Origin of the sequence: Streptomyces minutiscleroticus, assembly GCF_014650875.1 — a bacterium.
Lineage (GTDB): Bacteria > Actinomycetota > Actinomycetes > Streptomycetales > Streptomycetaceae > Streptomyces > Streptomyces minutiscleroticus.
Window position 1 is genome coordinate 1 of the sequence record NZ_BMVU01000106.1, and the last position, 13,663, is coordinate 13,663.

A 13,663-nucleotide genomic window follows, 5' to 3' on the forward strand; every position below is an offset into this window, starting at 1 on the left:
TCCTCCACCGCGGGCAGGCCGTTGGCGGCGATGTCCTCCAGGACGCCGGCGAGGCGGTCGGCGTTGGCGCGGGTGCGGGCGGCGTAGGCGCGCACCGCGTCGGCGGCCGCGGCATCCAGCTGCTGGCGGGGGGTGCTGCTGGCCGGGGCCGGCTGTTCGCTCATCGAGGGCTCCCTGGGTGGATCTGGCGTGCCGTTCTTTCACGGTATCGCCCGGCTCGGAGCCGGCGGCACTGCTCCGGACGAAACGGCCCGCACTGTGCGGGGGCGGGGGTGGGCGGGCTTGATCTGTCGAACAGACGTCTGCTGCGGGGTCTTCTGCTCGATGATGGGAGCACGATCACGTCGGCGCAGGAGAGGGAACGTGCCCGGTCCGGGCCGGGAGGACTGGACAGCCTCGGGGACAGACCCGGGCGGTCCGCCGACGGGCTGGGGATGGAAGGTGACCCGGCCGTCGGGCCGCGGTTTCGGTGACGACGCCGTCGACTACGCTGCCGCCCTCCGTGACCGGCGGACCGTGCCCGTGGCGGAGGTACCGGGGACGGTGTTGCGCCGCCGCAAGCAGCCGGGGCACCGGGCCGCCCCGTATGCATCAGGCACCGCCTACCTCCCGTTCACGGCGGAGATCCCGTTCGGCTTGTGGATCTTCAGTCCGGTTCCCGGCGAGGACGAACAGCGCTCCGGCCGGACCTGGAGTCAGCACATATGGTGCCGCGTGCCGGCATGGTGGGCCCTGGGGCCGCAGGGGCGCACGGCCGCGGCGCCGATGGTCAGGCTCGAACAGGCGACGTGGCAGGAGATCCTGGCCTTGCGCCGCTCCTACGACCGGACGTGGCCGGCCGACAGAGAGGACCCCGCCTGGTACGAAGCACAGGCTCTCGCGTCGGCCAGGGACCGCGCGGTGCTGTCGAACGCGCTGATCGGACACGCGGAGGAGGCACTGTCCCGGGCGGCCGGCAGAAACGGCGCCGACACCGCCCAACAAGATCAGCTCTTCGGAACGGTCAGGTGCCCGCAATGGGCCGGCCGGGCGGAGCGTGTTTCCATCGGGTGATCGTGGTGCTTGCCGTCTGGTCGTCACCCGGACACTTGCTCGGGGTGCCGGCCCGTTCGGCGCTTCGGGTGTCGTGGTGGAGCGCGTCAGAGCGGGGTCGACCGGCCAGCGTCAGGCGGGGGTCGACCGGTCCGGTAGGTGCCGGGCGGACGGGGCTGCGCGGTCAGCGCCGCGGTGAAGGAGCGCGCTCTACGGGTGACCTCCGGTCAGTCACCCGCGGCCCCCACAGCCGGCTGTACGACTTGCGAGCCCGCGCACACCGCACGGGCTCCCGCCGCGAGGGAACCGGTGGCGTTGTCCGTGTCCATCCCGCCCGGGGCGATCAGCGGCACGTCCGGGCAAGGGATCGCGAGAGCGCGCAGATGGCGCGGGCCGAAGGCGGAGGCGGGAAAGATCTTCACCGCGTCCGCCCGCAGGTCGAGCGCGGTGCCGATCTCCGTCGGCGTCGACGCACCCATCACCGCGGGTACTCCTGCCGCCGACGCTGCTTCGGCCTCGGGACGGCATCCGGGGTGAGGAGGTAGCGGGCACCCGCGTCGATGAGTTCCTCGGCCTGTCCGCCGGTCATGACGGTGCCCGCGCCGACGCCGTCGCCGTTCGCCGCCACCGCCCCGCGCAGACGGGCGGCGAGGCCGGGTGCCGTACGCGTGAACTCGATCCACCGGATGCCACCGGCCCGTAGCGCCGCGCACAGCCGAGCCGCGTCGGGAATCCCCGGAGCGCGGACGACGGCGATCGCTTGGTCCTTCGTCACGCGCGTGAGGAAGTCGGCTGACATGATGGATGGTGCTCTTGGCGTCGTGGGGTGAAGCGGATGCGCCGGGGAGTCAGCGCGGTGCCGGCGTCGCCCAGGCCGCGTCGTCCGCGGTGAGGTGGTGCTCCGTCTCCTGCCGGGTGGGCATCAGCGGAACGTCGTCCCTGGTGCGCAGGGCCGCCGCGGCGGCCAGGTGGCCCAGGCGCAGCCGGTGGCGCTCGGCGCGGCCTTCGAGCAGCCCCGCCAGGTAGCCGGCCGCGAAGGCGTCGCCCGCGCCCACCGGTTCGACCACCTCGACGGGCAGCGCGGGTACGTGGGTCGCGGTCCCGTCGGCGTACGAGGTCGCCCCGTGTCCGGCGTCCTTGACCACCACCACGGGTCCGGCACCGATCAGTTCGGCGACGTCCGCGGGCGTGCCGGTGCCCCACAGTGTCTCCGCCTCGTCCCGGCCGACGAACACGAGGTCGGCCGCGCGGGCCAGCGCCAGCAGTCTGGGCCCGGCCTCCGCGGGACGGGTCGCCCACAGCGTCGGGCGGTGGTTGACGTCGAAGGAGACGAGCGGGCCTCCCTCGGCGGGACGGCCCAGGGCGCGGCGGGCGACTATCGCCTCCAGCAGCTGTGCGCAGGTCTCGGAGAGCGCCGCCGTGATGCCTGACAGGTGGACGACGCGGGCCTCGCGGAGCGTCGGGAGCCGGGTCAGCTCCGGTCCCATCCGGGTCGCGGCCGATGCGCTGCGGTAGTAGTAGGTGCGGGTGCCGTGCGGGCCGGGGTCCTTGAAGTAGACGCCGGTCGGCCGTTCCTTGTCGGTCTCCACACCGGCCACGCAGACGCCGCGCGTGTTGAGTTCGACGAGGATGCGGTGGCCGAACGGGTCGTCGCCGAGCCGGCTCAGCCAGGCGGCGCGGTGCCCGAGACCGGCGAGTGCGCAGGCGACGTTGGACTCGGCGCCGCCGATGGCCAGGCGCACCGTGGACTGTCCGGCGAGCGGATGGTCGTCGTACGGGCCGAGGACGGCCATCGTCTCGCCGACGCACACCACGTCGGGGGCCTCGTCGCCGCTGTCGGCGGCACGGGGCAGGGGGGACAAGGGCACGGAACGTCTCCTGACGGACGGGGCGGATCTCGGGGGTGTGCCGGTTCGTTCAGTCGGCGGACAGGCGCAGCAGGACCTTTCCGCTGCCGCTGGCGGGGTCGGCGGCCACGGTCAAGGCGTCTTCGGCGCGGTCGAGGGGGAAACGGTGGGTGATCAGCGGGGAGAGGTCCAGGCCGTCGCCCAGTGCGCGCAGCGCGTGGTCGATCTCCTCGACGAAGCGGTAGGAGCCGATCCAGGTGATCTCCCGGGTGACCAGGTCGCCGAGGACGGCGGGCGCGGCCGTGCCGGGCAGGTTGCCGACCTGTACCACGGTGCCTCCGCGTGCCGCGGCCCGCAGCACCGGACCGAGTGCGGCCGGGGCGCCGGAGGCTTCGAAGACCACGTCCACGTCCTCGGGCAACGTCTGGCCGGCGGTCAGGTCCCGAATCTCGCCGGCGCCCATGGCGTGCGCCAGGTCGAGGGAGGACGCGCGCTTGTCGGCGGCGACGACCGTGTCCGCTCCGCGCAGCCGGGCGGCGGCGACGACCAGGCAGCCGATGGGGCCGCAGCCGTTGACCAGCACCGTGCGACCCCGCAGGTCGGGCACCCGGCCGGCCGCGTGCAGGGCGACCGCCAGCGGCTCGGCGAGGGCGCCCTGTTCGGTGCCGACCCCCTCGGGCAGCGGCCGGATCTGCGCCGCGCGCACGGCACGGTACTCGCTGAACCCGCCGTCGGTGTGCGGGGTGAAAGCCGCAGAACCGAAGTAGCGGACGCGCGGGTGGAGGTTGGTGCGACCGGCGATCCGGTCGGGCAAGCGTCCGTCGCCGACCGGCTCGGCCGGGTGCACGGTCACCGGCTGGCCCTCGTGCAGCCCGTGCACACCGGTGCCGAGGGCGGCGATCCGGCCGGCGACCTCGTGGCCCAGCACCAGGGGGTGGGCGAGCGAGGCGGTGCCGGAGGCGCCCTTCTTCCAGTAGGCGATGTCGGAGCCGCAGATACCGCCCCATTCGAGGGCGAGCAGCACCTCCCCGGGCCCGGGCTCGGGCCGGTCGCGTTCTTCCACGCGCAGGTCCCCGGCGCCGTGCACGACGACCGCCTTCATACGGGTCTCGGCGGCCGTCCGCGCGGGCTCGGCCGGTGTCCCGGTCTTCATACGATGTCCTTCGGGTCGTTCCTCATGCGGTGTCCTTCGAGATGGCCCTCATGCGGCGTCCTCCAGTCGGACCAGGTCGCGTCCGCGCGTCTCGGGGGCGAGGTAGGCGCTGATGAGGGTGATGAGCGAGTAGACGACGAGCATCGCGGCGATGGGCCACCAGCTGCCGGTGACGGCCGTGAGGGTGGCCGCCAGCACCGGGCCGATCGCGGTGGCGAGGATTCCGCCGATCTCCTTGGCCACGGCGAGCTGGACGAACCGGGTCCGTGCGCCGAAGAGTTCGGCCATGGTGACGCTCTCCAGGGAGAACAGTCCGAGCACGCCCACGTTCAGGCCGAGCACCATGCCGAGCATCACGCCGGCTGTGGAGCCGGAGGCGATCAGCAGCATCAGGGGGAAGGCGAGGACCATCGTCAGTGCGGTGATCAGCAGGTAGAGCGTCCGGCGCCCGAAGCGGTCGCCGAGCATGCCGATCACCGGCACGGTGACGAAACCGAGGAGCGAGCCGTACAGGATCGCGTCGGTGGGCACCGACCGGCCGACGGCGAGGTTGGTGGCGATGTAGCCGACGAGAAACGTCTGCACCAGGCCGGAGTTGCCCGCCTGGCCGAAGCGGAGACCGAGCGCCAGGAAGAACGCCTTGCCCTTGCGCTGACGGACACCGGCGGCCAGTACGTCGCTCCCGTCGCCGTCCCGGACGGCGACGGCGGACTCGACCTCGTCGTGGGCCAGTGCCACACCGTCCACGACGTCGGCGCGCTCCTCGAAGACGGGGCTCTCCTTCAGGCCGCGCCGCAGCCACACGGCGAAGATCATCAGGAGGAAGCTGAGCAGGAACGGCAGCCGCCAGCCCCAGGACAGCAGTTGCTCCTCGCTGAGCGCGGCGAGCAGGATCGCCCACAGGCCGGAGGCGGCCAGTGTGCCGGAGTTGGTGCCGAGCGACACCAGCGAGGCGACCAGGCCGCGCCGCCTGGCGGGGGCGTACTCGGCCAGCAGCACGGTGGCTCCGGCGATCTCCGCGCCCGCTCCGAATCCCTGGATCAGCCGCAGGGCGACCAGGAGGACCGGGGCGAGGATGCCGATGGTGGCGTAGGTGGGCAGGGCGCCGATGAGAGTGGTGGAGACACCCATCAGCAGGATGGTCAGGAAGAGCACCTTCTTGCGGCCGATCCGGTCGCCCATGCGTCCGAAGTAGACGGCGCCCGCGAGCCGGGCGACGTAGCCGACTCCGTAGGTGGCCATCGCGGCGATCAGGCCGATGGCGGGGCTGACGTCGGGGAAGAAGAGCTTGTTGAAGACGATGGCCGCGGCCAGCGAGTAGAGCTGGAAGTCCATGAACTCCATGGCCGTGCCGAGCCAGCCCGACACGGCGGCCCGTGCCAGGTCGCGGGTGGTGCGCTGAGCAAGCCCTGGTCGTGGCGCGGTGGTGACGCTGTCCTTCATCGTGAACTCCGTTGTTCGGGAAGTGGAGGGCGGCTGTGCGTGAGGGGCTCGCCGGAACGGGACGGGCGGTACGGGCCGGACGTCGTCAGATGTCGACGTGGCCTGCCCGCAGGGCGGGGAGCCGGGCCGTGACGGCGGTGACGAGTGCGCTGTCGTCGGCCAGGTCGTCCGCGCCCACGACGCGCAGCAGCGCACGCACCGTGGCGGCAGGGTGGCCGTCGGACCGCCAGCAGGCGGCCAGCTCGTCCGCCGCCGGGTCGGTGAACGCGTCGCACCCGGGCCGGGTGCTGAGGGCCCAGGCGGCGAGGGCCAGCTCGAGCACGGGGGCTTCGCGGCCGTGGGCACGCAGGGACCGCAGGGCCGGCAACCAGCGTTCAGTGATCTTCAGTGAACTGTCGGAGCCGATCTGGCGCAGCAGGTGCCGCATCGCCGGATTGCGGAACCGGACGACCAGGTCGTCCGCGTAGGCGACCGGGTCGGGACCACCCGCCGGCAGGGTCGGGGCGACCTCGGCGCACAGGGCCCGCACCAGGCGCTCGCCCCAGTCGGCGGCGAGGGCGTCGGCGATGGTGGTGTGCCCGGCGACGGTGCCGAGGTGGGCCAGCGCGGAGTGCGCGCCGTTGAGGAGTCGGAGCTTGGTCAGCTGGTAAGGCGCGACGTCCGGGACGAACAGGGCGCCGTCCAGTTCCCAGCGCGGCCGGGCGGCCGCGAAGGAGTCCTCCAGGACCCAGCTCCGGTAGGGCTCAGCGGCCACCGGCAACGCGTCGTGGAAACCGAGTGCGACGGTGGCCGGCGCCCGGTCGGCCTCGCTCGTGGCGGGCACGATCCGGTCCACCACCGTGGCGGGGAACGCGACGGCCGAGGCCATCCGCTCCAGCACCGCTTCCCGGTCCGGCCAGGCCGAGGCGCGCACGAAGTCCCGTACGACCCGGGCCAACGCGGCGCCGTTGTCCGCCATGTTGTCGCAGGAGACGACCGTGACGGGAGGTGCGTCCGTACGCATCCGTGCGGCGAGACCGGTGGCCAGCCGGCCGATCACCGTCGTCAGCGGCGCCCCGGGAGGGGCCGCCAGGTCGGCGGCGACGGGGGCCGCCGTCGGGTCGAGACCGCCGGTGGCGGCCGAGCGGTGGTAGCCCTTCTCGGTCACGGTCAGCGTCACGACCGTCACTTCGGGGTCGGCGAGCAGTGCGTCGACGGCCTCGGCGTCCGGGCGCATGGCCAGGGCGCCGACGACCGAGCCCACGACCCTGGGGACGGGGCCGTCCGGACGTCGTTCGGTGAGCGAGTACAGGCAGTCCTGGTCGTGCATGGCCCGTACGGTGTCGGCCGAGCGGGGCGCGACGGCGGTGATGCCCCACGGCTCGCCGGACCGGGCGGCCGCATGCTCGGTGTACACGGCCTGGTGCGCGCGGTGGAAGGCGCCGAGGCCGAAGTGGACGACTCGGGTACGCAGTTCCGCCGGGTCGACGGCGGGGCGCAGCGCGGCCGTGAGGAGTGGGAGGGCGGCGCGGCTCAGCCGTGCGGGGGCGGGGCGGGTGTCGGTGCTCACCAGTCGTGCACCGAGCCGTCCAGGCGGCGTGCGACGGGCAGGTAGCGCGGTTCGTAGGGGAAGCGTTCGGCGGCCTTCTCGTCGTACTCGACGCCCAGACCGGGTTCGTCTCCGGCGTGCAGCATGCCGTCCTCGAAGCGGACTTCGCTGCGAAAGACCTCCATGGTCTCCGCGACGTGCGGCATGTACTCCTGGATGCCGAAGTTGGGGACGGCGGTGTCGACGTGCACGGCCGCCGCGAGGGTGACGGGTGACAGGTCGGTGGCGCCGTGGGATCCGGTGCGCACCTGGTACAGCGCGGCCAGGTCGAAGATGCGGCGCAGGTGGGTGATGCCGCCGGCGTGCACGACGGTGGTGCGTACGTAGTCGATGAGCTGCTCGGTGATCAGGTGCTGGACGTCCCAGATCGAGCTGAGCGTCTCGCCGACCGCGACCGGGGTCGTGGTGTGCTGCCGGATGAGCCGGAACGCCTCCTGGTTCTCGGCGGGGGTCGGGTCCTCCATCCAGAACAGCCGGCAGTCCTCCACCCGCTTGCCGAACCGGGCGGCCTCGATCGGTGTGAGCCGGTGGTGCACGTCGTGCAGCAGGTGGAAGCCGAATCCGAAGCGGTCGCGGACGGCTTCGAGGTAGGTGGGCGCGAAGTCGAGGTAGGCCTCGGTGGACCAGGGCTGCTCGTCCGGCAGGGAGTGGGCGGCGGGTTCGTAGACGGTGCCCTTGCGCACGCCGTAGCTGGCGCCGGCGTCGGGCACCGCCGCCTGGGCGCGGATCGCCTTGTAGCCGAGGTCGCGGAAGCGGGCGACATCGTCGAGGAGGGAGGCGGTGTCGGTGCCGCTGGCGTGCGAGTAGACCAGGACGCCGTCGCGGGACCGGCCGCCGAGGAGCTGGTAGACGGGGAGTCCGGCGACCTTGCCTTTGATGTCCCACAGGGCGGTGTCGACGGCGGCGACGGCGGTCATGGTGACCGGTCCTCGGCGCCAGTACGCCCCTCGGTACAGGTACTGCCAGATGTCCTCGATGTTGGCCGGGTCGCGGTCGACCAGCAGGGGTACGACGTGGTCGCGCAGGTAGGAGGCGACAGCCAGTTCGCGTCCGTTGAGGGTGGCGTCCCCGAGACCGGTGACACCGTCCGACGTGGTCAGCCGCAGGGTGACGAAGTTGCGGCCCGGTGAGGCCACGAAGACCTCGGCGCGTTCGATCTTGCTCACGATCCCGACTTCCCGAGTTGGCATAACAGTACTGGTATACAAGCATCAGTCGCTCAGGGCGGTCAAGGAGTGCAGGGCGAGTGCACCGGCACTTCAGGGCTGTCGACTACAGTGAGTGCATGGCTGGATCAGGCAGGCAGCGCACCAACCGACGCGTCGTCCACGAGACGCTCAGGCGCCAGGTCCTCACGCTCGAACTGCCCCCGGGAAGCGCCCTGTCGGAGAACGAGCTGGCCGCGGCGCTCGGAGTGAGCCGCACCCCGGTGCGCGAAAGTCTCATCCTGCTCGCCGAGGAGGGCCTGGTGCAGGTGTTCCCGCAGGTGGGATCGTTCGTCTCCCGCGTCGACCCGGAGCGCGTCGCCGACGCCCAGTTCCTGCGTGAGGCCGTGGAACTGGCGGCACTGGACGACCTGCCCGCCGACCTCGACGCCGACCTCGTCGCCGAACTGCGCGACAACCTCGCAGCCCAGCAGCGGCCCGGCATCGACGTCGAGGAGTTCTTCACGCTGGACGAGGAGTTCCACCGCGGACTGCTCGGGCTGAGCAGCCACGGCCGCGCCTGGTCCACCGTCGCTTCGGCCAAGGGCCACCTCGACCGCGCACGCCGTCTGGGGCTGTACGAGGCCGGCTCGCCGGCGGTCTTCGCCGACCAGCACCAGGAGATCTTCCAGGCGGTCCTCGACAACGACGTCGAGCGGGCACGCAGTCGTATGCGCAGGCACCTGCGGGCGGTCTTCGAGGACATCGAGCAGATCCGGTCCCGCTCCCCTGAACTGTTCGCCTCCAACAGCGGCGCGGCCCCGGTACGACGGAACGTCGTCGTCTGGGAGTGACCGAGCCGGGACCTCAGCGGCCGCTGCCGTTCCGTCGTCCGCGTAGCTGTTTTCCTGCCGCCGGAGCTGCTGCCGGTCACGTTCGCGCAGCTCACCTGCCAGCGCTTTGAACCGGGTCTCGGTGACCGGGTCAGTCTCAGTGCTCATACCCATGAAGGCGACGGCGCGCGATCGCTGGGAGTCGGCCGGCGCGTCCTCGTACCCGCGGGCGCATTCCGGTCTGTTCGCGGGAATGCCCGCGTCCGCAGCCGAGGTGTCGAGGTCGATGCGCACGACTTCCTTCGTGAGCGGTCCGGTGCCCTGAGGGCGCGGCGACACCGGCGCCGCAGCGGCGGCTGTCTCGGTCAGGGTCCATTGCATGATCAGGTTCTGTCCGGGTTCATCCCGTGAGACCAAGGCAGGCCAGGGGACGGTAGTGGTCGCAGGCGGTGCGGCGTAGGGCGGCGGCGATGTTGGTGTGGCCGTCCTGCCGGTGGACGCCGATGGCGAGGTTGCGCAGGCTGGCCATGATGCGTGGGAGACGGCCGATGTGGATCGTGGAGTCGTCCTCGCGAAAGGTACGGTCGCGGACGTGATGGAGAAGATCTTCGATCTTCCAGTGGTCCCTGATCCAGGCGGCGAGCTGGGTGCCGGTCGCCGCGCCGGGCGGCAGACCGGTGATCGGGTAGGCGCGCTCGATGGTGGGTTTGCCGCTGGTGAAGTCCTTCCTCCAGCGCACGACGTGGAGGGCTTGGGCCGCGTCGGGATGGTCGAGGTGGGCGAAGGCGGCCGTCTTCAGGCGCCGGCTCTCAAGGCGGTGGTGGGCCCGGGTGCGGTCGTAGTGGTCGAGGACGATGTCGCGCCGGGGCAGGCGGCGGACGCGGTCGAACGGGCCGGGGTGGTTGGCCTTGACCCGCGCGAGGCAGTGGGCGCCGCCATCCATTCGGTGATCGCGGTCAGCGACCGGGCGCCGGCCGGCACACTCGCCGCGGCGGCGGCCACCAGCGCGGACAGTGGACAGCGACGGCCGCGGACGCCTCGCGGATCAGGCACCAGGCCCAGAACCCGGGCCGGACACACCGCGTCAGCCAGCGGCGCCGGAGCAGAAGCCCGGGCCAGTTGGCCCGGATGGGAGGGCATGAGGGAAGGTGCAGGAGCAGGCACGGACTCGCCAGGTGTTCATGGGACTTCGACACTCACATGATCACTGAGACCGTGCCTGCACTGCGTTCGCTCCCTGCCCGAACAGGGAGACTCCACCCGTTCCCGCGCCACTCCGGCGAACCGGGCGAAGCCCGATCTTGCAAGGGACCCTGAACAGCGGGCGCGGTGCCATTACTGCAATCACAGTTAGGGGGTGTGTCCGCGGTGTTTGTAGTGGCTGGTGCGGGCGCATGTGGCGAATGAGACGCGCACGATCCCGCTGCGGAACGTCTGGCTCCACCCTCTCAGGACTGTCGGCGTACGTCTGCTGGTGCTGGCCGCGTGCGTCGGCCTCGTGGGAGACGTCCCCCTGACCGCCGCATTTCTGGCGCCCGACTTGATCCTGCTGTACATGTCGGTGCGGGCCCTGCAAGCCCATGCTCCCGCCGCCAGGGCACAGGCCGGCACCCTCGGAGCAGCGGCGCGCAGGGCGTGCACACGAACGGCTGCTGGAAGGGTCGTCCTGATGTTGCACGCCCCAGCAGTCGAGACTGCCGACCGTACATCACCTCGACGCGGTAGGCGTTGATGATGTCTTCGTCGAGGCAGACGCCCACAACGGGTTCGTCGCTGACCGGGACCCGGCCGTCGATGAGCGGCAGCCTGTTGGAGACCAGGTCGACGGTGAGCGGGCTGGTGCTCTGCGTGTACTCGACGGGGAGGCCGGCAGGCCGTCCGTGCCGACGTAGGGTGGCGCGACGGTCTCCGGGCCGTACCTGTCGGGTCGGGAGTTCGGGCAGGACGGTCTGGATGCTCGGTGCTCGCCTGCCGGAGCGGCGATCCGCAGCCGCTCCGGCAGGATTCGACCTGATCTGCAGTCCGCCCTGCGGGATCAGTGGGCGAGCAGGGTGTCGAGCCAGTCGAAGGTGCGTTGGTGGAACAGGGAGATGGCACCCTCGTGGCAGTGTTCGCCGCCGCCTTCGTCCTCACGGAAGAGGATCAGTTCCTTCTGGCAGGTCAGTTCGCCGATGAGGCGCTCGGGCTGCCCCTTGAAGAACTGGTCGTTCTCGGCGTCCAGGACGAGCGTCGGGCATGCGATGCGGTCGGCGATGCCCGCCATGGTGTACGCCTCGCTCGCCTTGACAAGCTCGTCGAGATCGGAAACACCCAAGGTCCACCGGCCGTTGCGCACCACCCAGCGCACCTGGGTGTCCTGCGCCATCATCTCCTCGATGCCGCCGGGCGTCGCAGCGGCGCGGGCGGCCAACGCCTTCACGACTTCGTGGAAGTCGTCGACACCGTCGTGCAGCACGCACGCGGCGATGCGGTGCTCGAAGGCAGCCGCCCTGGCGGCGAGGTAGCCGCCGAGGCTTGTGCCGACCAGCACGAGTTTCTCGGCGTCCAGCTCGGGCACGGTGAGCGCGAAGTCGACGGCCGGGGTGACCACGGCTTCCCAGTCGGGCCGGAAGTGCAGGCCCAGGTCCCGAACGGTGCTGCCCTGGCCAGGGCCGTCGAAGGTGAGGACGTTGTAGCCGCGCCGCAGCGCGCCTGCGGCCAGGGCCAGGTAGTTCTCCTCAAGGGTGGAGTCGTACCCGCCGTGATAGATCAGGGTCGGACGCGGGGTGCCCGAATCGTCGGCGAAGAAGAGGTAGCCGGGCAGCGTGGTGTCCTCGTAGGGGATACGCACGGCGCGGGCCGGGGTGTCGAGCAGGGCGGCCGCATCGGCGAACGTCTGCTGCGAGGCCATGGCCAGCCGCTCCGACTCCGTGTCAGCGGCGGGGTCCTCGCGACGGTAGAAGTCGGCGGTCCGGTAGTAGTTGGACGCGCGCAGCAGTGCCTCGCGGGCGCTGACCCGGTGGCCGGCGGCCAGCGCGTCCCGGCCGATGCGCTCGACGCGCGCCGCCGTCGCGCCCCATTGGGCCGACCAGGCTTCCTCGTCCCCCTCGGGGATCTTTCGGCAGGTGACCAGGACCTCGCCCAGGTCGGCGCCGCCGTAGGCGGCATAGCCCGCAGCCCGCAGCGCTTCGAAGGAGAAGGACTCGTCGTCGTAGAGGAACTTCATCACCGGCTCCTTTCCACGAATGGAATGGAACGGAACCCATCCGTTCCATTCCACCCACTGTAGCACGACCAATGGAACGGTGCCGTTCCGTTCGGTATGCTTCAAGACATGACAGCGCAGCAGAAGAAGCGCCGGCCGGCGACCGGCGGGGCGGTCTTGCGGGAGCGGGTGACCGAAGCGATCACTGAGGCGGCCTTCGCCGAACTCGCCGATGTCGGCTATACACGGTTGTCGATGGAAGCGGTGGCCCGGCGCGCCGGCGTGGGCAAGGCCGCGCTCTACCGGCGTTGGCCCTCCAAGCAGGCGATGATCACAGAGCTGGTCCGCAGCAAGGTCACCGAAACACTCCCCCACACACCGGCCACCGGTGACCTGCGCACTGATCTGCGCGAACTTCTCGCGGCCTACCGCAGCCAGCTGGCCAATCCGCTCCTCGCCCTGATCGGGGCCGAACTGCTCGCCGAGTCCCGCCGCGACAGCGCCCTGGCGCAGATGTTGCACACGGAAGTGGCCGCGCCACGGCGGCTCGCGGCACGCGCCATCCTGCAAGGCGCGATCGAGCACAGCGAACTCCCGCCCACCCTGGACATGGAAGTCGCCACCGACCTCCTCATCGCACCTCTCGCCTTCCGCATGATGATCTTGGGCAAGCGCAGTGGCGACGACTACCTCGAAACACTGACCGCCGCCACCCTCGCGGCACTGAAGGCGACCGTTGAACCGGGGAGTGTTCAATCGACGGCGGATCTGCTGATCGGGGGAGAGACGCCAAGCGAGCAAGTCGACGACCGGACACCAGGCCGGAGAGACGCCAAGTGAGCAAGTCGACGACCGGACACCAGGCCGTGGAGGCATCGAGCCTTTTCCAACCTCGGTTTGAGCAGGTGAGGTGGAGGGTGAGGACGGCCTGGACGAGGCTGGTGATGCGGGTGGTGCTGCACCGGAGCTTGCGCAGTAGCCGCCAGTTCTTGGGGGTGGCGACGGCAGGTTCGACCAGGGCCCGGATCTTGGCCTGCGAGCGGTTCACGGTCTGCTGGCCTTCGGACAGGTTCTCCCATCGGCCCCGGAACGGCACGCGGACGGCCGGTCCGGCGCCCTGGTAGCCCTTGTCCGCCCAGCACGGGATGCCTGCGGAAGCGAGGGCGTCGAGGATGCCGTGTTCACGGGCGGCGCGGAGGCCGTGGATGGCACCGGCCAGGGCGGGTGAAGCCCACAGCGGGCGGCCGGCCGGGTCGGCGAGAATCTGGGCGTTCATGCCGTGCCTCTTGTGTTTGCCTGAGTAGAACGGCCGGTCGGCGGCGATCCGGTCGATCGGCAGCAGGGTGCCGTCGAGCAGGACGAACGCCTTCCTTGACGCTTCGCGGACGGCTTGTCTGAGCGTGGGTGCCAGGGCGGCAAGGAGGTCGACGACTTCGGC

General features: G+C 71.3%; 10 protein-coding genes and 2 pseudogenes. 3 read left to right on the forward strand and 9 right to left on the reverse strand.

Features of this window, described 5'->3' with window-relative positions; translation table 11 throughout:
* The first annotated feature begins 522 nt into the window (after positions 1 to 522).
* Positions 523 to 1,053 carry a hypothetical protein gene (locus tag IE271_RS38765; protein WP_190195156.1) on the forward strand — a complete coding sequence of 177 codons (531 nt, stop codon included), beginning with the start codon at positions 523 to 525 and terminating at the stop codon, positions 1,051 to 1,053.
* 206 nt (positions 1,054 to 1,259) lie between these two features.
* On the opposite strand, the pseudogene IE271_RS38770 reads toward IE271_RS38765, so the two are convergent.
* From IE271_RS38770 to manD, 6 genes and pseudogenes are all read right to left on the reverse strand, one after another.
* Positions 1,260 to 1,831, reverse strand: a pseudogene (locus tag IE271_RS38770) (bifunctional 4-hydroxy-2-oxoglutarate aldolase/2-dehydro-3-deoxy-phosphogluconate aldolase).
* Between the two features lie 49 nt (positions 1,832 to 1,880).
* Entirely contained in the window at positions 1,881 to 2,900 is a 1,020-nt protein-coding gene (locus tag IE271_RS38775; RefSeq protein ID WP_229919905.1) for a sugar kinase, read from the reverse strand.
* Positions 2,901 to 2,949: 49 nt separating this feature from the next.
* Entirely contained in the window at positions 2,950 to 4,032 is a 1,083-nt protein-coding gene (locus IE271_RS38780; RefSeq protein WP_229919906.1) for an L-idonate 5-dehydrogenase, read from the reverse strand.
* Positions 4,033 to 4,080: 48 nt separating this feature from the next.
* The gene (locus tag IE271_RS38785) at positions 4,081 to 5,475 is read right to left on the reverse strand and encodes an MFS transporter (RefSeq protein WP_190195157.1); all 1,395 of its coding nucleotides are present in this window, start codon (positions 5,473 to 5,475) and stop codon (positions 4,081 to 4,083) included.
* 85 nt (positions 5,476 to 5,560) lie between these two features.
* Positions 5,561 to 7,024 (reverse strand): mannitol dehydrogenase family protein, encoded by a 1,464-nt coding sequence (locus tag IE271_RS38790; protein WP_190195158.1) that lies wholly within the window; start codon positions 7,022 to 7,024, stop codon positions 5,561 to 5,563.
* Positions 7,021 to 8,253, reverse strand: a complete 1,233-nt coding sequence (gene manD, locus IE271_RS38795; RefSeq protein ID WP_229919907.1) for a D-mannonate dehydratase ManD — start codon at positions 8,251 to 8,253, stop codon at positions 7,021 to 7,023. Before manD ends, IE271_RS38790 begins: the two co-directional genes overlap by 4 nt.
* Before the next feature lie 95 nt (positions 8,254 to 8,348).
* Here manD and IE271_RS38800 point away from each other — a divergent pair, with 95 nt between their 5' ends.
* The gene (locus IE271_RS38800) at positions 8,349 to 9,062 is read left to right on the forward strand and encodes a GntR family transcriptional regulator (protein ID WP_190195160.1); all 714 of its coding nucleotides are present in this window, start codon (positions 8,349 to 8,351) and stop codon (positions 9,060 to 9,062) included.
* Between the two features lie 379 nt (positions 9,063 to 9,441).
* Here the strand turns inward: IE271_RS38800 and IE271_RS38805 are convergent, their stop codons facing one another.
* Complete coding sequence (locus tag IE271_RS38805) at positions 9,442 to 9,984, reverse strand: hypothetical protein (RefSeq protein ID WP_229919908.1); 543 nt, start codon at positions 9,982 to 9,984, stop codon at positions 9,442 to 9,444.
* Positions 9,985 to 11,076: 1,092 nt separating this feature from the next.
* A complete protein-coding gene (locus IE271_RS38810; protein WP_190195161.1) occupies positions 11,077 to 12,246 on the reverse strand; it encodes an alpha/beta hydrolase family protein in 1,170 nt (389 codons plus the stop codon).
* Between the two features lie 108 nt (positions 12,247 to 12,354).
* Here IE271_RS38810 and IE271_RS38815 point away from each other — a divergent pair, with 108 nt between their 5' ends.
* Entirely contained in the window at positions 12,355 to 13,065 is a 711-nt protein-coding gene (locus IE271_RS38815) for a TetR/AcrR family transcriptional regulator (protein WP_190195162.1), read from the forward strand.
* A 55-nt stretch (positions 13,066 to 13,120) separates the two neighbouring features.
* On the opposite strand, the pseudogene IE271_RS38820 reads toward IE271_RS38815, so the two are convergent.
* Positions 13,121 to 13,663 (reverse strand): annotated as a pseudogene (locus IE271_RS38820) (transposase family protein); the annotation flags it as partial.

Bases quoted from the DNA above. Each gene is read 5' to 3' on its own strand.
- IE271_RS38800 (WP_190195160.1), top strand. From the start codon at position 8,349: ATGGCTGGATCAGGCAGGCAGCGCACCAACCGACGCGTCGTCCACGAG.
- IE271_RS38780 (WP_229919906.1), bottom strand. From the start codon at position 4,032: ATGAAGACCGGGACACCGGCCGAGCCCGCGCGGACGGCCGCCGAGACC.
- IE271_RS38785 (WP_190195157.1), bottom strand. From the start codon at position 5,475: ATGAAGGACAGCGTCACCACCGCGCCACGACCAGGGCTTGCTCAGCGC.
- manD (WP_229919907.1), bottom strand. From the start codon at position 8,253: ATGCCAACTCGGGAAGTCGGGATCGTGAGCAAGATCGAACGCGCCGAG.
- IE271_RS38810 (WP_190195161.1), bottom strand. From the start codon at position 12,246: ATGAAGTTCCTCTACGACGACGAGTCCTTCTCCTTCGAAGCGCTGCGG.
- IE271_RS38815 (WP_190195162.1), top strand. From the start codon at position 12,355: ATGACAGCGCAGCAGAAGAAGCGCCGGCCGGCGACCGGCGGGGCGGTC.
- IE271_RS38805 (WP_229919908.1), bottom strand. From the start codon at position 9,984: ATGGATGGCGGCGCCCACTGCCTCGCGCGGGTCAAGGCCAACCACCCC.